20 protein-coding genes and 1 pseudogene are annotated in these 22,984 nt (G+C 72.0%); 11 read left to right on the top strand and 10 right to left on the bottom strand.

Annotated elements, in window-relative coordinates; translation table 11 throughout:
- The first annotated feature begins 16 nt into the window (after positions 1 to 16).
- The gene (locus ABZU69_RS27115) at positions 17 to 3,208 is read left to right on the top strand and encodes a UvrD-helicase domain-containing protein (protein ID WP_354967139.1); all 3,192 of its coding nucleotides are present in this window, start codon (positions 17 to 19) and stop codon (positions 3,206 to 3,208) included.
- An 88-nt stretch (positions 3,209 to 3,296) separates the two neighbouring features.
- Here the strand turns inward: ABZU69_RS27115 and ABZU69_RS27110 are convergent, their stop codons facing one another.
- Positions 3,297 to 3,944: a prepilin peptidase gene (locus ABZU69_RS27110; protein WP_354967138.1), complete on the bottom strand. Its 648-nt coding sequence runs from the start codon at positions 3,942 to 3,944 to the stop codon at positions 3,297 to 3,299.
- A 10-nt stretch (positions 3,945 to 3,954) separates the two neighbouring features.
- Positions 3,955 to 4,959, bottom strand: coding sequence for an EamA family transporter (locus ABZU69_RS27105; RefSeq protein ID WP_354967137.1), 1,005 nt, complete (start codon positions 4,957 to 4,959; stop codon positions 3,955 to 3,957).
- Positions 4,960 to 5,397: 438 nt separating this feature from the next.
- On the opposite strand from ABZU69_RS27105, the pseudogene ABZU69_RS27100 reads away from it, so the two are divergent.
- The 3 genes and pseudogenes from ABZU69_RS27100 to ABZU69_RS27090 form a co-directional block, all read left to right on the top strand.
- Positions 5,398 to 5,850, top strand: a pseudogene (locus tag ABZU69_RS27100) (flagellar basal body protein FliL); the annotation flags it as partial.
- Positions 5,851 to 6,208: 358 nt separating this feature from the next.
- Positions 6,209 to 6,616, top strand: coding sequence for a hypothetical protein (locus ABZU69_RS27095; protein ID WP_354967218.1), 408 nt, complete (start codon positions 6,209 to 6,211; stop codon positions 6,614 to 6,616).
- Between the two features lie 134 nt (positions 6,617 to 6,750).
- Positions 6,751 to 7,992 (top strand): ATP-binding protein, encoded by a 1,242-nt coding sequence (locus tag ABZU69_RS27090; protein WP_354967136.1) that lies wholly within the window; start codon positions 6,751 to 6,753, stop codon positions 7,990 to 7,992.
- 26 nt (positions 7,993 to 8,018) lie between these two features.
- Here the strand turns inward: ABZU69_RS27090 and ABZU69_RS27085 are convergent, their stop codons facing one another.
- Positions 8,019 to 8,567, bottom strand: coding sequence for an N-acetyltransferase (locus ABZU69_RS27085; protein WP_354967135.1), 549 nt, complete (start codon positions 8,565 to 8,567; stop codon positions 8,019 to 8,021).
- Between the two features lie 134 nt (positions 8,568 to 8,701).
- Here ABZU69_RS27085 and ABZU69_RS27080 point away from each other — a divergent pair, with 134 nt between their 5' ends.
- Both ABZU69_RS27080 and ABZU69_RS27075 read left to right on the top strand, forming a co-directional pair.
- Positions 8,702 to 9,247 (top strand): DoxX family protein, encoded by a 546-nt coding sequence (locus ABZU69_RS27080; RefSeq protein ID WP_354967134.1) that lies wholly within the window; start codon positions 8,702 to 8,704, stop codon positions 9,245 to 9,247.
- A gap of 214 nt (positions 9,248 to 9,461) precedes the next feature.
- Positions 9,462 to 10,907, top strand: coding sequence for a glycosyltransferase 87 family protein (locus tag ABZU69_RS27075; RefSeq protein WP_354967133.1), 1,446 nt, complete (start codon positions 9,462 to 9,464; stop codon positions 10,905 to 10,907).
- A 4-nt stretch (positions 10,908 to 10,911) separates the two neighbouring features.
- Here ABZU69_RS27075 and ABZU69_RS27070 read toward each other — a convergent pair whose 3' ends face one another.
- From ABZU69_RS27070 to ABZU69_RS27050, 5 genes are all read right to left on the bottom strand, one after another.
- Complete coding sequence (locus ABZU69_RS27070; RefSeq protein ID WP_089018440.1) at positions 10,912 to 11,340, bottom strand: molybdenum cofactor biosynthesis protein MoaE; 429 nt, start codon at positions 11,338 to 11,340, stop codon at positions 10,912 to 10,914.
- Entirely contained in the window at positions 11,337 to 12,593 is a 1,257-nt protein-coding gene (locus ABZU69_RS27065) for a molybdopterin molybdotransferase MoeA (protein WP_354967132.1), read from the bottom strand. The genes ABZU69_RS27070 and ABZU69_RS27065 overlap by 4 nt, the downstream gene beginning before the upstream one ends.
- Before the next feature lie 53 nt (positions 12,594 to 12,646).
- Positions 12,647 to 13,117 carry a MogA/MoaB family molybdenum cofactor biosynthesis protein gene (locus ABZU69_RS27060; protein ID WP_354967131.1) on the bottom strand — a complete coding sequence of 157 codons (471 nt, stop codon included), beginning with the start codon at positions 13,115 to 13,117 and terminating at the stop codon, positions 12,647 to 12,649.
- Positions 13,114 to 13,605: a cyclic pyranopterin monophosphate synthase MoaC gene (moaC, locus tag ABZU69_RS27055; protein ID WP_089018438.1), complete on the bottom strand. Its 492-nt coding sequence runs from the start codon at positions 13,603 to 13,605 to the stop codon at positions 13,114 to 13,116. The genes ABZU69_RS27060 and moaC overlap by 4 nt, the downstream gene beginning before the upstream one ends.
- A gap of 113 nt (positions 13,606 to 13,718) precedes the next feature.
- Positions 13,719 to 14,123 (bottom strand): hypothetical protein, encoded by a 405-nt coding sequence (locus tag ABZU69_RS27050; protein WP_354967130.1) that lies wholly within the window; start codon positions 14,121 to 14,123, stop codon positions 13,719 to 13,721.
- A gap of 464 nt (positions 14,124 to 14,587) precedes the next feature.
- Between ABZU69_RS27050 and ABZU69_RS27045 the strand changes: the two genes are divergently transcribed.
- From ABZU69_RS27045 to ABZU69_RS27025, 5 genes are all read left to right on the top strand, one after another.
- On the top strand, positions 14,588 to 17,119 hold the full coding sequence (locus tag ABZU69_RS27045) for a bifunctional diguanylate cyclase/phosphodiesterase (RefSeq protein WP_354967129.1): 2,532 nt from the start codon (positions 14,588 to 14,590) through the stop codon (positions 17,117 to 17,119).
- Between the two features lie 47 nt (positions 17,120 to 17,166).
- Entirely contained in the window at positions 17,167 to 18,501 is a 1,335-nt protein-coding gene (locus ABZU69_RS27040) for a glycosyltransferase family 87 protein (protein ID WP_354967128.1), read from the top strand.
- A 41-nt stretch (positions 18,502 to 18,542) separates the two neighbouring features.
- Entirely contained in the window at positions 18,543 to 19,175 is a 633-nt protein-coding gene (locus tag ABZU69_RS27035; protein WP_354967127.1) for a phosphoribosyltransferase family protein, read from the top strand.
- Positions 19,176 to 19,194: 19 nt separating this feature from the next.
- A complete protein-coding gene (locus ABZU69_RS27030; RefSeq protein WP_354967126.1) occupies positions 19,195 to 19,566 on the top strand; it encodes a zf-TFIIB domain-containing protein in 372 nt (123 codons plus the stop codon).
- Between the two features lie 112 nt (positions 19,567 to 19,678).
- Positions 19,679 to 20,356, top strand: coding sequence for a maleylpyruvate isomerase N-terminal domain-containing protein (locus tag ABZU69_RS27025; protein WP_354967125.1), 678 nt, complete (start codon positions 19,679 to 19,681; stop codon positions 20,354 to 20,356).
- Positions 20,357 to 20,406: 50 nt separating this feature from the next.
- Here ABZU69_RS27025 and ABZU69_RS27020 read toward each other — a convergent pair whose 3' ends face one another.
- Entirely contained in the window at positions 20,407 to 21,162 is a 756-nt protein-coding gene (locus ABZU69_RS27020) for a hypothetical protein (RefSeq protein WP_354967124.1), read from the bottom strand.
- A gap of 164 nt (positions 21,163 to 21,326) precedes the next feature.
- Entirely contained in the window at positions 21,327 to 22,727 is a 1,401-nt protein-coding gene (gene dnaB, locus ABZU69_RS27015) for a replicative DNA helicase (protein ID WP_354967123.1), read from the bottom strand.
- Positions 22,728 to 22,984 lie beyond the last annotated feature (257 nt).

Below are 22,984 nucleotides of genomic sequence, written 5' to 3'. Positions count from 1 at the left end.
CGTGACAGGATGCGGCGTGCCCCCGTTCAGCGCCGTACCCCCCGGTGGCCTCCCGCCATTCGTCGCGGACCTGCACATCCACTCGAAGTACTCGCGCGCGTGCAGCCGTGACCTCACCACGCCGAACCTCGCGTGGTGGGCCCGGCGTAAGGGCATCGCCCTGCTCGGCACCGGCGACTTCACCCACCCCGCCTGGTACGACCATCTCCGGGAGACGCTGCGTCCGGCCGAACCGGGGCTGTACCGGCTCGACCCGGAGGCGGAGCGGGACGTCGCCCGCCGGCTGCCGCCCCGACTCGCCGGCACGGCGGAGGCAGACCCGGTCCGGTTCATGCTGAGCGTGGAGATCTCCACGATCTACAAGCGGGACGACCGGACCCGCAAGGTGCACCACCTGATCTACCTGCCCGACCTGGACGCGGTGGCCCGGTTCAACGCCGCGCTCGGCCGGATCGGCAACCTCGGCTCCGACGGCCGGCCGATCCTCGGGCTGGACTCCCGCGACCTGCTGGAGATCACCCTGGAGGCGAGCCCGGACGGGTATCTGGTTCCGGCGCACATCTGGACGCCGTGGTTCTCGGCGCTGGGCTCGAAGTCCGGCTTCGACGCGATCGCCGACTGCTACGCCGACCTGGCCGAGCACATCTTCGCCGTGGAGACCGGCCTCTCCTCCGACCCGGCGATGAACTGGCGGGTCGGCAGCCTGGACGGCTACCAGTTGGTGTCCAACTCGGACGCGCACTCCCCGCCGGCGCTGGGCCGGGAGGCGACCGTGCTGACCGCCGAGCGGAACTACTTCGCCGTCCGGGAGGCGCTGCGGACCGGTGATGGCCTGGCCGGCACCGTCGAGTTCTTCCCCGAGGAGGGCAAGTACCACGCGGACGGGCACCGGCTGTGCGGGATCAACTGGACGCCGGAGCGCACCCGTGCCGCAGACGGGCGCTGCCCCGAGTGCGGCAAGCCGCTCACCGTGGGCGTGCTCAGCCGGATCGAGGAGCTGGCGGACCGCCCGGAGGGGCACCGGCCGGCGCACGCCCGGGAGGTCACCCACCTGGTGCCGCTGGCCGAGATCCTCGGCGAGATCAACAGGGTGGGTGCCCGGTCGAAGAAGGTCGAGGGGCGACTCAACGAGCTGCTCGCCGCGCTCGGCCCCGAGCTGGAGATCCTGACCACGACGCCGCTGACCGACATCGCCCGGGCGGGCGGTGAGCTGCTCGCCGAGGGTATCGGACGGCTGCGGCGCGGCGACGTACGCCGGGTGCCGGGCTACGACGGCGAGTATGGAGTGATCACCCTCTTCGACCCGGCGGAGCTGGGCGTCAGCACCGGCGCGGCGCAGGAGACGCTGTTCGACGTACCGGTGCCGGCGCAGCGGAAGCGCGCGGATCCGGCAGCTCAGGCGGCGGCCAAGCGCCCCGCGGCGGCGAAGGCGGAGCCGAAGCGCAAGACCGCTCCGCCGCCGGCCCCCCCGATCGCATCGCCGCCGTCGCCGCACGAGCCGTTCGAGCCGATGCTCGCGGGCATGGAGGAGGTCGGCACCGGCTTGCTGGACCGGCTGGACGCGATGCAACGGGTGGCCGCGTCCGCGCCCGGCGGCCCGCTGCTGATCGTGGCCGGCCCGGGCACCGGCAAGACCCGGACGCTGACGCACCGGATCGCGTACCTCTGCGCGGAGCTGAACGTCTTTCCCGAGCACTGTCTGGCCATCACCTTCACCCGCCGGGCCGCCGAGGAGCTGCGGCACCGCCTCGACGGGCTGCTCGGCCCGGTCGCCGAGGACGTCACCGTGGGCACCTTCCACGCGTTGGGGCTGACCATCCTGCGGGAGAACGCCGACGCGGCGGGCCTGCCGGTGGACTTCCGGATCGCCGACGACGCCGAGCGGGCGGCGGCCCGGTCGGAGGCCGGCGACGACCAGGCCGGCTACACCGCGCTGCTGCGCAAGCAGGATCTGGTCGACCTGGACGAGCTGGTGAGCCTGCCGGTGGAGCTGCTGCGGGCCGACCGGGAGCTGGTCGGACGCTACCGGGACCGCTGGCGGTGGATCTTCGTCGACGAGTACCAGGATGTCGACGCGGTGCAGTACGAGCTGCTGCGGTTGCTCAGCCCGGCCGACGGCAACCTCTGCGCGATCGGCGACCCGGACCAGGCGATCTACTCGTTCCGGGGTGCCGACGTCGGCTACTTCCTGCGCTTCTCCCAGGACTTCACCGACGCCCGGCTGGTCCGGCTCAACCGCAACTACCGCTCCTCGGCTCCTATCCTCGCCGCCGCCGTGCAGGCCATCGCGCCGTCCTCGCTGGTCCGGGGCCGACGGCTGGACCCGGCCCGGCTCGATCCGGAGGCACCGCTGGTCGGCCGCTACCCCGCGGCCTCCGTCGCCGAGGAGGCCGACTTCGTGGTCCGTACCGTGGACGAGCTGGTCGGCGGGCTGTCCCACCGGTCGCTCGACTCCGGTCGGATCGACGGGCGGTCCACCTCGCTGTCGTTCTCCGACATCGCCGTGCTGTACCGCACCGACGCGCAGGCCGCGCCGATCGTGGACGCCCTGACCCGGGCCAACATTCCGGTGCAGAAACGCTCACACGACCGGCTGCGGGACCGACCGGGGGTGGCGGCCATCGCCCGCGAGCTGCGACACGCCGACGGGTTGGCCGGCTCGCTGGCCGCCCGGGTGCGACTGGCCGGCCAGGTGGTCGCGGAGCGCTTCGCCGTGCCCACCCTGGACGGTGCCGGCGTGGGCCGTCCCGAGGACGTCCGCTCGGCGGTGGATCTGCTGACCCCGCTGGCCCGACGCTGCGGTGACGACCTGGAGACGTTCCTGTCGCAGCTGGCCACCGGAGCCGAGGTGGACGCGCTCGACCCGCGGGCGGAGGCGGTCACCCTGCTGACGCTGCACGCCGCGAAGGGCCTCGAGTTCCCGGTGGTCTTCCTGGTCGGCGCCGAGGACGGGCTGCTGCCGCTGCGGTGGCCGGGCTCGACACCCGATGAGGACGCGGTCGCCGAGGAGCGGCGACTCTTCTTCGTCGGCCTGACCCGCGCGCAGGACCGGCTGTACGTCACGCACGCCGCCCGCCGTACCCGTCACGGGGTCGAGCGCGACTGTGCGCCGTCGCCATTCCTCGGCTCGATCGACCCGGGGCTGTTCGAGCGGTTCGGCGAGGCCGAGCCGCGCCGGCCGAAGGACCGCCAGCTCCGCCTCATCTGAGACCCCCGCGGTGACGGCGATGCGCGGCAACGGACGTCCCGCGACGATGCGCCGGGCGCGTTGGTCCGGTGAGCGCTGTCGGGGCGGCTCAGGCGAGGACCACGGCGAGCCAGGTGCCCGCGAGCAGGGCCGGGCCGAGTGGCAGCAGGGCGTCCCGGCGCACCCGCCGCGCGGCGAGCAGGCCGAGCACCACGCCGCCGTGTAACAGGTGCGGCAGGAGCAACCCGGTCAGCAGGGCGTCCCGACCCAGCCAGCCGAGCGGCAGGCCGAGGACCGCGGCGAGCTTCACGTCCCCGAAACCCAGCCGCGAGCCGGGCAGCAGGGCCAGCAGCACGTGCGCCGTGCCGGCGACCGCCGCGCCGGCCAGCGCGCCGAGCAGCCGCATGGGGTCACCGGCGAGCAGTGCCGCACCGGACAGGCCACCCAGGGCGAGCAGCGCGGTGGCCAGGACCAGCGGGTCGGGCAGCCGCAGGCAGGCCAGGTCGACCGCGGCCAGCACCAGCCCCACCGACGCCACCGCGAGGAAGACCGGCAGCGCCGGGTCGTCACGCAGTGCCACGGCGAGCCCGCCGAACACCACGCCCGCCACCGCCGGGCTCAGCCACGCCCACCGGCAGGGCCGGGACGTCGACGGGGAGTGTGCCGGCGACGTGGTGAATCGTCGGGCTAGCGGAGGAACGGCGAGGCCGACCAGCACGCCGAGCGACGCCACCGGCACCAGCGCAGCGGCCCACATGCGCCGGAGGCTACCGCCGGTCGTCCTCGCCCGCGCTCCCCGATCGCGATTCCGTGCGGGGCCGGCGGGGACGTTCCGTGGTCACCACCAGGGCCACCCCGGCCACGATGACCGCTCCGCCGAGCAGCACCTGCGGGGTGACCGGCTCGGCCACCAGCAACGCGCCGAGCGCCACCGCGACCGCCGGGTTGACGTAGGCGTACGTCGAGACCAGCGAGATCGGCGCGTTGTGCAGCAGCCAGACGTACGCGGTGAAGGCCACCAGCGAGCCGGCCACCATGAGGTAGCCCAACGCCAGCCAGGACCGGGTGCTGACCTCGGCCGGGTGGAAGTCGCGCAGCTCGCCCCGCCCGGCGGCGACGACGGCCAGCACCAGCGCTCCGGCCATCATCTCGTACACCGTGGCGACGAACGGGTCGGCGGGCATCCGGATCCGCCCGGACAGGAACGATCCGACCGACCAGGAGGCGGCCCCCGCGACGATGGTCAACGCCCCGACCAGCGGCACGGCGTCCGCGCTGCCGGCGGGCAGCACCAGCAGGACCAGACCGACGAAGCCGAGGCTGACCCCGGCGAACGTCCAGACGGGAGGTCGGTCCCCGGTGGCGGAACGCAGCAGCACCACGAGCAACGGCACGGTCGCCACCAGCAGCGCGGCGATCCCGGACGGCACCGCCACTCCGGACGGCCCGGATTCGGCGAGCACCACCAGGCCGTTGCCGCCGGCGAGCAGGAGCACCCCGACCAGGGCGGCGCCGCCGAGCTGTCGGCGCTCCACCCGCAGCGCGCCCGGCCCTCGGCGCAGGCGCAGCACCACCGCCAGCACCGCGCCGGCGACGGCGAACCGCAGGGCGGCCGACGTCAGCGGGGGCAGCGTCTCCACGGCGATGCGGATGCCCAGATAGGTGGAGCCCCAGAGCAGGTAGACCACGATCAACGCGGTCCAGATCAAGGTCGGCGCGGTGCCGGCGCGGCGGGTGGCCAGGGCCGCGGCACTCGGTGGAGGTGAGCTCATCGGTGGACCACGCTACGGTGACCACGGAGTCGGCGTCGCGCATTGGTGGCCGGCCTCTCACCACTTGTGCAGGAGGGCGGCATGACGAACTACGGACCACCGGGTGGTGGCGTCCCGGGACCGTGGCGTGGGCAACGACCCGACGAGACGCCCGGACGGCCGCCCCAGCAGTCCTACCCGCCCTCGCACGAGCCCTACCCGCCGGTGGTGCAGTCGTACCCGCCGGCGCCCCAGGGGCGACCTGGGCCCTACGGCGACACACCCTACGGCGGCGGGGTCGCCGCGCCCTACGGTGGCGGACCCGAGACGCGCTACGGCGATTCGGAGGGCGCCTATCGTGGCGGGTCGTACAGCCCGGCCCCGGCGTACGGCGGCGGGGAGTCGTACCGGCCCGACGACGGTCCGTACGGCGGAGACCCCGCGCCGGCTCCGGGTGGGCGTGGTCGAGGTCCGCTGATCGCGGTGCTGGCCGTCGTGCTGCTGCTGGTGGTGGCCGGTGGCGGGGCGTTCTGGTTCCTCAGCCGTCCGAGCGATCCCGCCCCGGTGACCGCTCCGACCGGCTCGGCCGTCGCCGAGGATCCCAGCGCGGACGCCGTCGACCCGGCTGGGCCGGCACCGAGCGCCGCAGCGCCCGAGTCGTCGGCCGACCCGCGGTTCGTGAAGGTGGGCCAGTGCGTCCGCAACGACGGCGCGGCCGGCGGCAAGCCCAAGCTGCTGATCAGCGGCTGCGCCCCGAAGTCGTACGAGGTGCTGCGCCGGATCGACGGCGCGACCAGCGGTGAGCGGGACGCCGAAGCCAAGTGCGCCAAGGTCGAGGGCTACACCAACTGGTACTTCTTCGACAGCGAGCTGGACACCCTCGACTTCGTCCTCTGCCTGAAGCAGCGCTGAGGCCACCCACCCTGGGGATGACATGACAACCTACGGACCATCGGGTGCCGGGCAGCCGGACGACCCGTACCAGCGCCCGGCGGCCGGCGCCGACGGCCCGCCACCGGACGACCCGACCCGGCAGCAGTGGGGCCCACCGCCGGAGCCGCCCACCGCGCCCATGTGGGCTCCGCCGCCGACCTCGGGCCCGGGCTACCCGCCGCCCACCCCCGGGGCGGGCTACCCGCCTCCGCCCGGTCCGTTCCCGCCGGCCGGTCCACCGCCCGGGCAGCCTGGCGGGCCGTGGGGCCCGCCGGTGCCGGGCGGGTACGGGATGCCGCCCGCCCCACCGGTGAACAGGACCGGCCGGAAGGTCGCCCTGATCATCGCGCTGGTGGTGCTGCTCCTGCTCTGCCCGTGCCTCGGCCTGGCGGGTTGGGCGGTCTGGAGGGCCGTGGACGACGACAGCAACGCCGCGTCCGGGCCGTCGGTGAGCGCGCCGGTCGTGCCGCCCGTCCTGCCCAGCGACGCGCCGACCTCGGCCGCGCCCAGCCCGAGCGAGGACGAGTTCGCCAAGGGTGACTGCGTGGTCAACGACGGCACCGAGGACGACGCGGAGCTGCGCAAGGTGCCGTGCGGCCCCGACACCTACCAGGTGCTGCTGCGGATTCCGGCGACGAGCGACGGGGACCGGTGCGAGACGCTCGCGCCGCAGGCCACCGCGAACTACGTGCACGACAACTCGATCGACCTGTTCGACTACGTGCTCTGCCTGAAGAAGCGGTAGCCGGTAGCCAAAACTAGGGCTGTCTAGCGTGGATGCTAGACAGCCCTAGTTTGTTGTCGACGGCCCCGACACGCCGGTAGCCCCATCTATCCATGTCTAGCCCCTCAGCTAGAGGGCCCGATACTGTGCGATGCGTGGATCCGGTCCGCAACCCGTACGCACCGGGCGCCGGTCAGCGCCCGCCCGAACTCGCCGGGCGGGGGCGGGAGCTGGACGTCTTCGACATCGTGCTGGAGCGCATCGCCCGAGGTCGCCCCGAACGCAGCCTGATGCTCACCGGGCTGCGCGGTGTCGGCAAGACCGTCCTGCTCAACACCCTCCGATCGCAGGCGATCAACCGGCTCTGGGGCAGCGGCAAGATCGAGGCACGGCCGGATCAGTCCCTGCGCCGCCCGGTCGCCGCCGCGCTGCACATGGCGGTCCGGGAGCTCGCGCCCCGGCACCGCGCGCCCGACCGGATCGACGCCTTCCTCGGAGTCCTCAAGGCGTTCGCCCAACGGTCCGCCCCGACCGGCCGGGGTGGGGCCGCCCCGAAGCTGCGCGACCGGTGGCAGCCCGGAATCGACGTGCCGGCGGCGAGTGGTCGGGCCGACTCCGGTGACATCGAGATCGACCTGGTCGAGCTGCTCACTGACGCCGCCGCCGTGGCCAGCGACGTGGGCACCGGCATCGCTGTCTTCATCGACGAGATGCAGGACCTCGGCCCGGAGGACGTGTCAGCCCTCTGCGCCGCCTGCCACGAGCTGTCCCAGCTCGGCGCGCCGCTGATCGTCGTCGGCGCCGGCCTGCCGCACCTGCCGGCCGTGCTCAGCGCCGCGAAGTCGTACTCCGAGCGGCTGTTCCGTTACCAGCGCATCGACCGGCTCGACCGGATCGCCGCCGACCAGGCGCTGTGCGCGCCGGCCGAGCGCGAGGAGGTGGAGTACGAGCAGAAGGCGCTCGACCTTCTCTACGAGAAGTCCGGCGGCTACCCCTACTTCGTCCAGGCGTACGGGAAGGCGACCTGGGACCATGCTCCGCGCTCGCCGATCACCGCCGCCGACGTCCGGGTCGCCGCGCCCGAGGCGGAGGCCGAGCTGGCGGTCGGCTTCTTCGGCTCCCGGTTCGAGCGGGCGACGCCCGCCGAGCGCGAGTACATGCGGGCGATGGCCACGCTGTCCCTGGTGGAGGGCGAGTCCGGAGGTCCGGTCCGTGACGACATGGACGCCGCGGTGCCAACCGCGGAGATCGCCCGGGCCCTCGGCCGCAAGCCGGCCAGCCTCTCCCCGGCGCGCGACGCGCTCATCAAGAAGGGGCTGATCTACTCCGGTGAGCGGGGCACGGTGGCCTTCACCGTTCCGCACTTCGGCCGGTACCTGCGCACCCAGCCAGCCTGACGGGCACCCGCGTTGACCCGGCCGGGTCAGACCCGGGACCAGGGCACCGGAAACAGCACCTCGCCGGCGGGCGGCGGCCCTTCCTCGCTGGTGGACGGCGGCAGCACCAACGCCTGCCACGGCTCCCCGAGACCGGCCCACGGGCTGGTCAGGCCCAGCTCGCCGGCCGGGCCGAAGCCGAACCGGCGGTAGAAGGCGGGATCGCCCAGGACCACGACCAGCCGCTCGCCCAGCTCGGTGGCGGCGTCCAGAGCGGCCTGCACCACCGCCGTGCCGTGCCCCAGCCGCTGCCGGTGCGGAGCGACCGCCACCGGGCCGAACGCGAGGGCGGACGCGTCGCTGCCCTGCTCCGGTCGTACCCGCACCCGGGTGAGCAGCGCGTATCCGACCACCTCGCCGCCGTACTCGGCGACCATGGCCAGCTCCGGCAACCAGGCGTCGGTGCCGCGCAGCTCCTCGACCAGGCCCACCTCCGGCGGTGTCGCGACGTCGGGCCGGGCGAACGCGCCAGCCAGCACCCGACGCACCGGGCCGGTGTCGGCCGGGTCCTCGGGTCGTAGCCGCAGCGTGGTCACCCGCGCGACGTTACCCGTGACGGCCGTTCCATCAGCGATGGTCGCTCGAATCGGCGTGGCGGATGTGTACGGCCACCGATTCGGATCCGGCGGTTGCCGGGGTAGCAAACGCCGTGACGGGGTATGACTGATCCATGAAGCCCGTACGCTCCCTTGCCCGCGCCATGCTGAGCGGCATCTTCGTGGTCAGCGGGTACCGCAACTTCCGCAACCCGGACCGGCTGGCGGTGGCGGCCAAGCCGGTGACCGACAAGGTCACGCCGATGCTGAAGAAGGCACACCCGAACTTCCCCACCGACACCAAGACGCTGATCCGGCTCAACGCCGCGGCGCAGGTCGGCGCCGGGCTGATGCTGGCCACCGGTCGGTTCAGCCGACCCGCCGCGCTGGTCCTCGCCGGCACGCTGGTGCCGGTCACCATCGCCGGGCATCCCTTCTGGAACAACGACGACCCGGTGGCCCGGAACAACAACCAGGTTCACGCTCTGAAGAACCTGGGCCTCTTCGGCGGCCTGCTGCTCGCCGCGGCCGACACCGGGGGCAAGCCGGGTCTACGGTGGCGGACCGGTCATCGCATCGGCCACTCTCGACGTTCGATGCAGCGCGCGGTCCGCACCGCCCGACGGGAGGCCCGGATCGCCGTCCGGTCCGCCTCCACCGCGCGTCGGCTTCCGGGCTGACCTGCCTCGATCCGTTCCTTCATCACCCCCACCCCCGCTAAGGCGACGAATTACCTGAACCGCCCGGTAGGCGTTAACGCGGTGGAAATGTCAAAAACATGTGTGGGATCGGACACGGTCGCATAACGCGGGAGGCACTGACGTGAGGCGCCGTTCTAGGCTCCGTGCAGGACCTGGACGGGTAGGACGATCTTGGTACGGGGGTGGCCACGCCATGCCGACGACTGTCGGTAGACGGGCGGACCGCCTCGCCCAAATCCAACGCGTGGCGCGCGGGATCGATCGCGCGAAAGTCGTACGGGGTGCCGTCGTGGTCGCCGTCGCCTACGCCGCATGGCTGGCCATCGGTGCGTTCGGGCGGCCGTACAACTTCTTCGACATGAAGATCTACCACGGCGCGGTGGTGTGGTGGGCGAGCGGTCATGAGCTCTACGAGTTCATCGCGCCGGGCACAACTCTCGGCTTCACCTACCCGCCGTTCGCCGGGCTGGCCATGCTGCCGATGGCGCAGTTGCCGATCGGCGCCGCCGGGATGGTCAACGCTCTGGCCAGCATCGCCGCGCTGGCGCTGGTGCTGGCGGGGCTGCTCCGCCCCATCGTGGACCGGCTGGCCTGGCCGCTGTGGTTCACCGTGGCCGTGGCGGTGCCGCTCGCGGTGGCGATCGAGCCGGGCCGGGAGACCCTCGGCTACGGCCAGGTCAACATCCTGCTGTTCGCGCTGATCATGGCTGACCTGATCGGGCTGCGGTGGCGCTCCCGCCGGGGCACCCACTACGCGGCGACCGACGGCCCCCTGCTGCGCTTCGTCTACGGCGGCGCCTGGGCCGGCGCGGGCATCGGCCTGGCCACCGCGGTCAAGCTCACCCCTGCGCTGTTCATCGCCTACCTGCTGATCACCCGCCAGTGGCGGGTGGCGGCCACCGCGATCGGCACCACGATCGGCGTGACGGTGGGGTCCTTCGCGATCGTCGGCGACGAGTCGCGGGCCTACTTCGGCAGCGTCCTCTGGCAGACCGAGCGGGTCGGTGCGGCGGACATGACGCCCAACCAGTCGCTCGCCGGTCTGCTGGCCCGGCTGTACGACTCGATCGAGACCCCCGGTCTGCTCTGGTTCTCCTTCTCGGTGCTGATCCTGGCGCTGGGCCTGTCCCGGGCGGCCAGTTCCCGCGCCGACGGTGACGAGCTGACCGCGTTCACGCTGGTCGGTCTGACCGCCAACGTGATCAGTCCGATCTCCTGGACGCACCACCTGGTCTGGGTGATCCCGGCGATCATCGTGCTGGCCGACGCGGCGGTGCGCCGTCGGGAGGCGAGCCGGGGGTTGACCCAGCGCAGTGGTCAGGGCCTGGCGTTCGGCGGCCTGCCCGGGGTCAACGGGCTCCGCCCGCCGATCTGGTACCCGACGTTGACCGGGCTCCGGCACGGCGTCGCCGCGATCGGGCTCTACCTGCTCTTCCTGATCTCCCCGATCTGGCCGTACGAGCACCAGCTGCCCGAGATGTCGCACTATCAGGACGGTCTCTTCGGCGCCCTGATGGAGAACTCGCTCGCACTCGCGCTGATCGTGCTGGTCGCCGCGCTGCCCTGGCGCCCGGGCGCCGAGCCGGCGTTCTACGGCGATCGGCTGGCGCGTGCCGTGCTGGTCAACGGCCGACGCTGAGCGGTCAGGGGCAGTTGACCCATTCCTCGGTGCCGTCGCCGAAGACCTGCCGTTTCCAGATCGGCAGCCGCGCCTTGGCCTCGTCCACCAGACGGGCGCAGGCCTCGAATGCCGCCGCACGATGGGCGGTGCTCACGGCGGCGACCAGCGCCACGTCACCGATCGCCAGCGGACCGACCCGGTGCGAGACCGCCACCGCGTAGACGTCGGGCTCGGCCGCGATCTCGGCGGCCACCTCGCGTAGCACCTGCTCGGCACTCGGGTGCCCCTCGTACTCCAGGCTCACCACGGCGCGCCCGTGGTCGTGGTCGCGGACCACACCCTGGAAGGAGACCACCGCGCCGGCCCGCCGGTCGGCAACCGCCGCCTCGTGCGCGGCCAGATCCAGCGGCTGGTCGGTGACCTGGCCGAAGGTGAGCGCCGGCGCCGTCACGACGAACGCTCCCCGGTCAGCAGCGGAAGTGGCACGATCGGCACCCGGTCACCGGGATCGCCGTTGGTGCCCGGCCGAATGACGGCGAACCCGTCCGCACCGGCCAGCCCACGCAGCATCGCCGAGCCGACATGCCGCACCGGGAACGCGGTGCCGGCGGCCCGGTCCAGCCGGACCAGCGCCAGGTGGGTGTGGTCGCCACGACCGGGCACCGCCTCGGCCAAGGTGGCCTGCGGCAGAACCGGCATCGGACGACTCTGGAGGCCGGCGAGCAGCGGGGCGACCAGCGACACCAGCGCGACGATGGCGGACTGCGGGTTGCCCGGCAGCCCGGCGACGAACCGGACCCGCCCGTCGGCGCCGGCCACCCGGGCCAGCAGCATCGGGAAGCCGGGCCGGACCGCCACCGTGTTGACCACGTAGTCGGCGCCGAGCGCCTCGAGCGCCGGGTGCAGGTGGTCGACCGGGCCGTGCATCGTGCCGCCCGTCGTGCAGACCAGGTCGGCGTTGGCCAGCGCCGCGCGCAGGGCAGCCACGTGCGCGGGCAGCGTGTCGGCCACGGGGCCGACCACGTCGGATGGACGGATCTGGCAGCCGTACCGGCGCAGCCACGCGGGCACCGCCGGCCCCAGCGCGTCCCGGACCCGGCCGGCCGCGGGCGGACCCGCGGTGAGCAGTTCGTCGCCGAAGACCAGGAGCGCGGCGCGCGGCGCCCGCCGGACCCGCAGGGTGTCGTGCCCGCAGGACGCCGCCAGGCCGATCACCGCCGGGTCGACCGGCGTGCCGACCGGGAGCAGCTCCTCGTCGGCGTACGCCTCCTCGCCCGGTTGCCGCCACTCCGGCGTCTGGCGGGGCGTGCCGCTGACCAGGCCGTCGGTGGTGGTCGACTCCTCGACCCGCAGCACGGCGGTCGCGCCTTCGGGCACCATGGCGCCGGTCGCGATCTCGACGGTCGTGCCGTCCTCGCTGAGTGGCGCGGGGGTGTTGCCGGCCAGCACCCGGCCGACGACGCGCCACGGGCCGGCGCCGCGCACCGCCCAGCCGTCCACGCTGGAGGTGGGGAAGGCGGGAAGGTCGGTGCGGGCGGTCAACGGCTCGGCCAGGGTCAGCCCGTCAGTGTCGATCAGCGGCCGGGAGAGGGTGGGAAGCGCGGCGGCCAGGCCGACCGCGTAGACGCGGGAGCGCGCCTCCTCCCACCCGGCCGGCGGGGGCGCGGCGACCCGGTCCGCGGTTGGTGCGGTTTCCGTGCTCACCCGCCGAGCCTATCGGGGCGGACCGACACCCGCCGGGCCTGGGCGCGGACCGGTCAGTGGTCTCCGCCGCGCAGTTGGTCGACGGTGTGCGCGAGGATCGGCCCGAGCACGGCCAGCCCGTCCCGGGCGCCGCCGGTCGAGCCGGGCAGGTTGACCACCAGCATCCGACCGGTCACCCCGGCCAGGCCTCGGGACAGCACCGACGTGGGCACCCGGTCGCGACTGTGCGCGCGGATCGCCTCGGCGATGCCGGGGATCTCGTAATCCAGCAGACCCCGGGTCACGTCCGGCGTCCGGTCCGTCGGGGTGACCCCGGTGCCCCCGCTGGTCAACACCACGTCGATGCCGTCGGCGAGGGCGTCTCGCAGGGCCGCGCCGACCGGCTCGCCGTCGGGCACCACCACCGGATCGTCGACCTGGCAGCCCAGCTCGCGCAGGCCGGCGGCGAGCAGGGGACCGCTGGTGTCGGCGTAGACGCCGGCCGCGGCCCGGTTCGACGCGACGATCACCCGGGCCCGGATCACGGCCGGTCCTCCGGTCGGACCCACTCGCCGGTCTTGCCGCCCTCCTTGCGAAGCACCCGGACCGCCTCCACCGAGGCCGCCGGGTCAACGGCCTTGACCATGTCGACCAGGGCGAGACCGGCGACGGCGACCGCGGTGAGTGCCTCCATCTCGACCCCCGTCCGGTCCGCGGTGCGGGCGGTGGCGGTGATCTCGACGGTGTCGACCGTGAGCCGCAGGTCGACGGTGACGCCGTGCAGGGCGATCGGGTGGCAGAGCGGGATCAGCTCCGGGGTGCGCTTGGCGCCCATGATCCCGGCCAGCCGACCGACCGCCAGCGCGTCACCCTTGGGCAGGCCGTCGCGGTGCAGCAGGTCGACGACCTCGGGTGTGGTCCGAAGGCGGCCCGCGGCGACGGCCAGCCGGCCGGTCACCGGCTTGGCGGAGACGTCGACCATGCGGGCCGCACCGGCGCGGTCGACGTGGCTGAGCTGCGCGGGTTCGGTCACGGCGGTGAGCCTATCGGTGCGGTACGACCGGATGGCGCTCGGAAGGAGCGACGCCCCGAGGTGCCGGCCGGGCGCGGGTGCCGTCCGTTGGGATGGTGGCGGCCTGCTCACCGTCACACATCCGGGTGCGGAAGGCTACCCAGCGGGTCAATGCGTGGCGATGTATGAAATGGTCGCCGGTCGACCACCGGGAACAGGTGGAGTCGGCGGCCCTTCAGATCCTCGTCGCGTAGCCCGGACCTGCAAGGTGAGACCGAATCGAGTTGCAATGGGTAACCATTCGCTGCCGGTTCGGCACCTTCCCGGAATCCAGCTTCGAACATACGTCGGAGAATCGCTGTCGACTGCGGACGTTGGGCGCAGCGGAACTGGCGGGCCGCGCACACCGTCTGTTGCTTCGGCGTTTCGAACTGCAACTTGAGTTCGGCAAGCCGCACGGCAGGGCGGCCAGGATCGGGATCGATGGTGTTCGGACGCTCACTGCGCGAGAATTGGTGATGTCCGGAATTTGAACCCATGCCCCCTTCACCGCAAACTGTGGACCGGCGGCACTAAGGCATGGGGCGCAGATTCATCCGACCGGATCTACCCTGAGACCGAACTCCGGATGAGGCTGGGGAGTCTGCTCGTCAGACTGAGGAGGAACCGTCGGGGCAGGCCCCGCGCACATCCTCCGACGGTGGTTGGCAACATGCGAGCTGCCGGCCGAACAAGTCGACCGCGCTCCGCTCACAGGCCATGGACACAACGTCACAAAACCCTCCAGCTTGGCTAATGTTGCGCATACCGACATTTATTACTGCTAACTGCATCGACTTCGCTTTAGGCTCTCGTCACGAAGTTCCCCGGGGGATACCGAACCCGGGCCGGATGAGTGGAGGGAGCGTGCAATGCGCGGCAGCGACTGGCACTGACATCGGAGTGACACTCAGCGGTAAGCTCCCGTCGTCAACATGTAACTGTCGGCGACGACAGGAGCTTCATGAGTCGGGTCACCCCAGAGAACACCACCAGGACAGACCGACAACTGCTGTTGCTCGTCGGTCTCGTCGTCATACTGGCCATCGGCCCGACACTTCTTGCCGTCACGGACGTGCTGGCCCACCCGCCCGACACGGTGGGCCACGGCGCGACCTTCGTCGCGCTGACGTTCATGACAGCCCTCGGGACGATCGTCAAGTCGCCGATCCGTATCCGCTCGACCACGCACGCCATCACCTGGATCGAGACGGCAATCGTGATCGGGCTCGCGGTGGCCCCACCCGCCTGGGTGGTGCTGGCGACCGGCACCGGTGTCGGCATCGCATCGGCCGTCATGAAGCTCCCGCCGATCAAGACGGCGTTCGGCGTCAGCAAGAACATCCTGGTCGCCGGTGGAGCGAGCGCCGTCGCCCTGGCCGTCCACTGGCAGTGGCCACCGGTGGGCATGGCAGAGCTCGTCACTCTGCTGGGCGCGATCTACCTGGTCGCCGCTCTCCTGGACGACCTGCTGGCGATCCCGGTGATCGCGCTCGCGACCGGCACCCGGGTCTCCCGGCAATTCCTGAACAACCTTGACCTCCGGCTCGCCGGCTTCGGTGTGCGCTTCGTCGTAGCCCTCTGCACGCTGCTCATCCTCCAGGTCGACCCGCGATTGCTGCTCGCCGTCCCACCGCTCATGTTGAGCCTGCACCTGGCCTACTCCGCGCGTATCCGGGGTCGCACCGAGCAGCAGGCGTGGCAGCGGCTCGCCCGCACCACGGACGCGCTCAACGTGGTGGACCTGGACAACGTCCTCACCACCGCCGTCACCCAGGCCGCCGAGTTGTTCTCCGCCGACGAGGTCGAGATCGAGCTGCGCGACGGAGCCCGCACGGTGCGCGGCGGCACCAGCGGCATCACCTTCGACGGACTGGCCGGCACGCTCACCGACGTGGACGGCACGGTCGTCGCCACGCCGCTGGAGGGCCACGACCGGTCCGTCGATGTCGGCGCGCTGCGGCTGCGCTTCCGCGGCCCCGTGCAGCTCTCCGAACGGGAGCAGTACACCTTGCGTACCTTCGCCTCCGCGCTCTGCACGGCGGTACGCAACGCCCAGGCGTACGCCGAGCTGGCACGGGTGGCCGACGAGCACGCGTACGCCGCGGCGCACGACGCGCTGACCGGCCTGGCCAACCGTCGACACCTGCTCGACAAGGGCACCGAGCAGTTGAGCGGACGGCACGCGGACGGGGTGACCGCGCTGGTACTGATCGACCTCAATCACTTCAAGGAGGTCAACGACACGCTCGGGCACGCCGCCGGCGACCAGGTACTGGTGCAGGTGGCCGAACGTCTGCGGGGCGCCGCCCAGGCCAGTGACCTGGTGGCCCGCCTCGGCGGCGACGAGTTCGCCGTACTCCTGCGCGGGCTGCCGGCCCCGGCGGTCGCCGCGCACCGGGCGGAGACGCTGCTCGCCGCGTTGCACGAACCGTTCGAGCTGGACGGCATGCGGATCAGCGTCGAAGCCAGCGGCGGGATCTCCGTCGCCCCGGCCAGTGGCGGCATGGCGGAGCTGCTGCGCCGCGCCGACGTGGCGATGTACCAGGCGAAGCGGGCCGGTCAACGGATCTCCACGTACGCTTCGGCGCGGGACACCGCCGACCTCGGCCGGCTCACCCTCGGCGGTGACCTGCCACGGGCGGTCGCCGACCACGAGTTCGTCGTCAACTTCCAACCGATCGTCGACCTGGGCACCGGCGAGGTGACCAGCGCGGAGGCGCTGGCCCGCTGGCATCACCCCACCCACGGCATGATCGATCCGCTGCGTTTCCTGGAGGCGGTGGAGCGCTCCGGGCTGCTACCGGCGTTCGCCGAGGCGATCCTCGACCAGGCGTTGATCGCGGCGGCCGGCTGGCGCGACGCCGGCTTCGACGTGCCGGTCGCGGTCAACGTGTCCCCGCGCAGCCTGCTTGACGCGCGCTTCCCCGGCTCGGTGCTGGCCCGCCTGCGTGCCCACGACCTGCCGCCGGACCGGCTGGTGCTGGAGTTGACCGAGACGCTGACGCTCAGCCAGCTCGACGTGGTGGACCGGGTGCTGAGCCGGCTGCGCGACGAGGGCATCCGGCTGGCACTGGACGACTTCGGCACCGGCTACTCCTCGCTCTCACTGCTCTCCCGGATCCCCGTGCACGAGCTGAAGATCGATCGCAGCTTCGTGACGACGATGGAGAGTTCGGCGGAGGCCGCCGCCGTCATCCGTTCCACCCTCGACCTGGGCCGCAGCCTCGACCTTGACGTGGTGGCCGAGGGGGTGGAGAGCGAGCCGCAGCGACGGGCCCTCTGGGAGCTGGGTTGCACCGCCGGCCAGGGGCACCTGTTCGCCCGGCCGATGCCCGCCGGCACTCTCCTCGCGGCGTTGCAGCGCGGCTCGGGCGGCCGCCCGGGCGCCCTCGCAACGCCGCTGCACGACGCCGGCGCGGTGATCCGGCTGACCCAGAACCGCCGCCAGGGCGGGCGGTCCCGCCCGGACCGACTTCCCCACCTCCCCGCCTGAACGACGCGGAACATCGAGCTGGCCGGGGGTCTGCCAGACTGGCGCGCGTGACCGCCGACCACCCGACCGCCCTTCGCCGTCGCTGGCGGACGCTCGACACCGCCGCCGGGGGCCTCGCCCTCGACCTCGGTCTCTACGCCGTCTCGGCCGTCTTCGCCGCGATCACCGCGGTCACCTCGACGCTGCTGCCGCATCGGGCCTGGGGCGCGGTCGCCACCGTCGGCTACCTGATCGCCACACTGGCGGTGGTCGTCCAGCTCCTCCTTCGCCGACGCGGCTCGGCCTCCCGGCTGGTCGGCCTGCCAGCCCGGTGGGCGGTCACCGGATTCGTCTGGGCGAGCACCGCCCTGCTGCCCGTGCTCTGGCAGAGCGTCGAGCGGGCCACCGGACGCACCGACCGGGCCCAGGAGGAGGTGCTGGTCGTGGAGCAGGCCGGGGCGCGCCTGCTGGAGCATGGCACGCCGTACCTCGGACGCGACGCCATAGCCGCCCTGCCGCCCGCCGAGCAGCTGCTCGGCTACACGCCGTACCAGCCGGGCATGGCGATGTTTGGCCTGCCCAGAGCCCTGGTCGACGCCGCCTGGACCGATGCCCGGGTCTGGTTCGCGGTGGGCACCGCGCTGGCGCTCGCCCTGGCCGTGGCCGCCCTGCGCGCCGCCCACCGCGCACACCCCGCCGGCACGGACGACCGTCCGGGCGCCGCCCTGCTGCGGGGCGTGCAGGCGGCCACCGTACTGCCGATCTGCGCGCTCACCCTCGCCACCGGCGGCGACGACCTGCCCGTACTCGCGCTCTGCCTGCTCGCCCTCGCGCTCGCCGCCGCCGACCGGCCCGGCCGGGCCGGCCTCGCGGTCGGGCTCGCCAGCGCGCTGAAGTTGTTCGCCTGGCCGGTCGCCCTGGTCCTGATCGCGTGGGGGCTGACCCGGCGGGCCGGCACCCGGGTCGCCGCCGGCGCGATCGGGCTACCCGTGGCGGCCCTGCTCCCGGCCCTGCTGGTCGACCGCGACGCGCTGACCGAGAACGTGCTGCGCTTTCCGCTCGGCCACGGTCTGGTCACCAGCCCCGCGCAGTCCCCGTTCCCCGGCTATCTGATCGCCACCGCGCTGCCCGCCGGCCGGCTGATCGCCGCCGCGCTGCTGGTCGCGGCCGGCCTGGCCATCGCCGTCCGACTCGCCCGCCGCCCGCCGCGCACCGCCGTCGCCACCGCGCTGATCTGCGGGTACGGGCTGCTCGCCGCGATCGTCCTGATGCCCTCGACCCGCTTCGGCTACCTGCTGTACCCGCTGGCCCTGCTCACCTGGGCGCCCGCCCTGCACCGCACCACCGACTCGTCGACCGTCCTGGTGCCCGGCGAGCTGTCCGGTCGGACCACTTCGGCGTAACTGCCGGGCGGAGCGACGCGACAGGGCGTACACCTGAAGGCATGACCACGTACCGCGACCGGGCCGAGGCGGGCCGGGTGCTCGCCGATCGGCTCACCGCACTCATCGGCGAGCCGGACGTCGTCGTCCTCGGCCTGGTCCGCGGCGGCGTGCCGGTGGCCCGGGTCGTCGCCGAACGACTCGGCGCGCCACTGGACGTGCTGGTGGTCCGCAAACTCGGCATGCCGTGGGCCCGGGAGGTCGCCTTCGGCGCGCTCGGCCCGGGCGGCGTGCAGGTGCTCAACGAGGCGGTGGCCAGTCGGCTCAGCAGCGACGACATCGCCGAGGTCAACCACCGGGAGCAGACCGAGTTGGAGCGCCGGGAGCGGCTCTACCGGGGCGGCCGCCCTCCGCTGGACCTCGCCGGGCGGATCACGGTGATCGTCGACGACGGCCTGGCCACCGGCGCGACCGCGCGCGCCGCCGTCGAGGTCGTCCGCCGACTCGGCGCACGCCGGGTGGTGGTCGCGGTGCCGGTCGGCGCGCAGGAGGCGTACGAGCTACTGGCCGCCGAGGCCGACCAGGTCGTCTGCGCCCAGCGCCCGCAGGATTTCGGCGCGGTCAGCGTCTACTACGAGGACTTCCACGAGGTGCCCGACGAGGAGGTGATCGAGGCGCTTACGGCGACCGCGTGACTCGACCGGGTACCTTCGGATGATGAGTCTCACCTGTCCCAAGTGTCACGGAGAAATGCGTCAGTACGAGCGCAGCGGCGTCGTCATCGACCAGTGCGGGGAGTGCCGAGGCATTTTCCTCGACCGCGGCGAGCTTGAGAAGCTCTTCGAGGCGGAGGCCAACTGGAGCCGCCAGCAGGCCGGCACGCCGCCGCAGCCCGCTCAGCAGCCCGGGGGCTACCCACCGCCGCAGCACCAGCCCGGCTACGGTGCGGTCCCCCCGCCGCCACCGCCCCCGCCCGCCCACGGCTACCCGCCGGCGCCGGCTTACGGCGGCCAGCAGCACCACGGCTACCACGGCCACTACCGGCACAAGAAGCGCAAGGGCTTCCTCGACGAGATGTTCGGCTGAGCCGAGGTCAGCATCCCGCCCGGGCCGACCCGCGCGTCGGCCCGGGCGCTTCACCCACCGCAACTGTCGCCGATGGTTGGCGGGCGGGAAGGTCCGTGCGAGGCTGCATCGCATGAGCGCGATCCGGTCGGCCGAGGCGCTGGCCCAGGCGTACGACGCGATCACCGGCGTGGTCGACGGTCGGGACGACACGGACCTGCAACGACCCACCCGCTGCCGGGGCTGGCTCGTCGCGGACGTGCTCTTCCACGTGCTCGGCGACGCCCAGCGGGCCCTGGTCGCGCTGGCCAGTCCCGCCGACGGCCCCGCCGACGTGGACGACGTCAGCTACTGGCGCGGCTTTCCCTCCGGCGGCGGTGACGACGCCCGGCACGCCTGGTGGGTCCGCCGGTCGGCCGCCGCGTTCGACCGACCGTCCGGGATCGTCCGGCTCTGGCGAGACACCGCCCCGGCGGCGGTCCGGGCCGCCGCCGCAGCCGACCCGACGGGGTACGTGACCACGCAGGGGCACGTGCTGCGCGTACCGGACTTCCTCGCCACCCTGACCACCGAGGCCGTGGTGCATCACCTGGACCTGACGCTGGAACTGCCCGACGCGCCGCCGCCCGGTCCCCTCGCGGTACGGGTCGCGGTGGCGACCATGGACGGCCTGATGAGCGACGACACAGTTCGACCCACCGCATGGGACGACCACGACTTCCTGCTGAAGGCCACCGGGCGCGTCCCGCTGACCGACTGGGACCGGCTGGAGCTGGGTGAGTCGGCAGGCTGGTTTCCACTGCTCGGCTGACCCGCCGCCCTTCCTGCTCGAAAGGAAACAAGAGTCAGCCGGAGGAATATTCAGCCGTCGAGAATATTCTTCGCGATCTCTGCTTTCCGCGCCAACGCGACCTCCGCTTCCGCGTACAGCAAAGCCACTATCTTTTCCGCAGGCCCGCACGTTGTTCCGATCGTGTAGATCGTTTTGTGCGGGCGGACAGACAGACGGCCGATATCATTCCTTTGAAGGAACGCCGCGAACGAATCGAGTAGCCGCTTGCTGCCCACAAGCCTGAATTGGGAGAACGTCGATTGACTAGGACTCGGTCGCCGGTACTTACCGATTGAGCCATCGCCATCGACGACACCGCGCCAAAAGTCGCGTGATTCAGTCAGCCCGTCGCTGAGCGGGCCGCCATACCTCCCCAGAGCCATCAAGCGCTCCGCAAGGCGCTTCGAGCGCACCGAAAACTGACACGACCCGTGCGTGGGGCTTGGTGCGGAGATGCTACTGGTCGAACCCAGGAAGGTACGCAGCGAGACAAGGTGTTCGCGGTCCCGCTGGGCAAGCCCTACGGAGATCTGCGGGAGATGGCCCGCCCGGTACGTCACGCATCCGTCGGCGAAGAGAAACCCAAGCCAGTAGCATGCTTCCCGCGTCAGCAGGTCGAACGCGTCGTGTCGAAGCGTGTGAACAGTCTTCCGAAGGACGACGCCACGGCGGACCAACAGTCCGCGCATCCCCGGCTCGGTGAAACCGAAGTTCTTTGCCACCTCAGTGACAGACAAGCCTTCGGTGTATTGTCTTACCGCCTCTGAACGTTCCGATTCGGTCAACTTTGCCCTCGACCGAGCTGGCACGCCTCGCCTTCGCAGTAGACCACGTACAGCCTGCCTGCTGACGCCATACGAGTTCGCAATTCGAGTCAGACTCTCGCCCGTCTGCGCACGTTCAACAACCGCCGCGATTTGCGCCGTCGACAGACGAAAAGCGGTATCCCTCATCCGATAGCCATGTCGACGAATCTCGATAGATGCAATTGGGCCGCAACAGTCACAGTATCGGTGGGACCATTCCGATGCTTAGCAATTATAAAGTCCGCCTCCCCGGCCCGCGGCGACTCCTTGTCGTAGTAGTCGTCGCGGTGCAGCAGGATGACAACGTCAGCATCCTGCTCAATTGAGCCAGACTCACGCAAATCGGACAATTGGGGTCGCTTGTCGGTGCGCTGCTCGGGGCCACGGTTCAGCTGGCTGACCGCGATGACCGGGCACTCGACCTCCTTGGCCAGCAGTTTGAGGCCACGGGAGAGGTCGGCGACCTCCTGCTGCCGACTCTCGGTGCGCTTCGGCGAGGTCATCAGCTGGAGGTAGTCGACCACGATCATCTTGAGGTCGTGCCGCTGCTTGAGCCGGCGGGCCTTGGCCCGGATCTCCATGAGGTTCATGCTCGGCGTGTCGTCGACGAAGAGCGGCGCCTCGCTGATCTCGCCCATGCACCGGGCCAGCTTGGTCCAGTCATCGTCGGAGAGCTGCCCGCTGCGCAGCACGTGCAGCGGCACCCGCGCCTCGGCGGACAGCAGCCGCATAACGATCTCGACCTTGCTCATTTCCAGCGAGAAGATGGCGGCCGCCTGGTTGGCGCGGATAGCGGCATTCCGGGCAAAGTCCATACTTGCGGTCGATTTGCCCAAACCAGGCCTTCCGGCCACGATGATGAGCTGCCCGGCGTGCAGGCCGTTGAGCAGCCGGTCCAGGTCGGTGAAGCCGGTCGGGACGCCGGTCATCATCCCGCCCTGCGCGCCCACCGCCTCAATCTCGTCCAGCGTCGGCTGCAACATGTCCGCCAGGACCGCGAAGTCCTCGCTGACCCGACGTTCCGTGACGTCGTAGACGGCCTGCTGGGCGAGGTCCACGATGTCGTCGACGTCGCGGCTGCCGCCGTTGGCGGTGCCGTAACCCAACTGCACGATCTTGGTGCCGGCCTCGACCAGCCGGCGCAGCACCGCCCGCTCGCTGACGATCCGCGCGTAGTAGGCGGCGTTCGCGGCGGTGGGCACGCTGGCGATGAGAGTGTGCAGGTAGGGCGCGCCGCCGATGCGTACCAGATCGCCGGAGTCGGCGAGGGCCGCCGCCACGGTGATCGAGTCGGCCGGCTCACCCCGGCCGTAGATGTCCAGGATGATGTCGAAGATGGTGGCGTGCACCGGCCGGTAGAAGTCGTTGGTCTTCAGGATCTCGACGACGTCGGCGATGGCGTCCTTGGAGAGCAGCATGCCGCCAAGGACGCACTGCTCGGCTGCGACATCCTGGGGCGGGGTCTTGTCGAACTGGCCGTCGCGCTGCGCAGGCGGCTGGCCGCCGGAGCGTGGCTCCGCCCGCATGTCGTCGGTGACCGACACGGGTCCCCCCTCCACTGCGCCGGATCCGGTTCCAGCTCTATCGCCTCGGTACGACAATTCCGCCCGACCGGGCCGGTCGATCGGGGGCCATCGCGCCGGCGGTCGAGGGCCAACCATACGGACCGCGAGGTCAGCGACTCAACAGCGGCGGTGGACGAGCCTCGGGACAACCTGTGGATGTCGTGGACGAGCATGTGCGCAGCGTGTGCACAGCCTGTGGACAACGCTTGGGGAATTCCGGGTCATACCTCGTTGAC

This window comes from Micromonospora sp. NPDC005206 (assembly GCF_040608175.1).
Taxonomy (GTDB): domain Bacteria; phylum Actinomycetota; class Actinomycetes; order Mycobacteriales; family Micromonosporaceae; genus Micromonospora.
The sequence above is the reverse complement of the archived record's forward strand: the minus strand, read 5'-3'. Positions and strand labels throughout refer to the sequence as shown.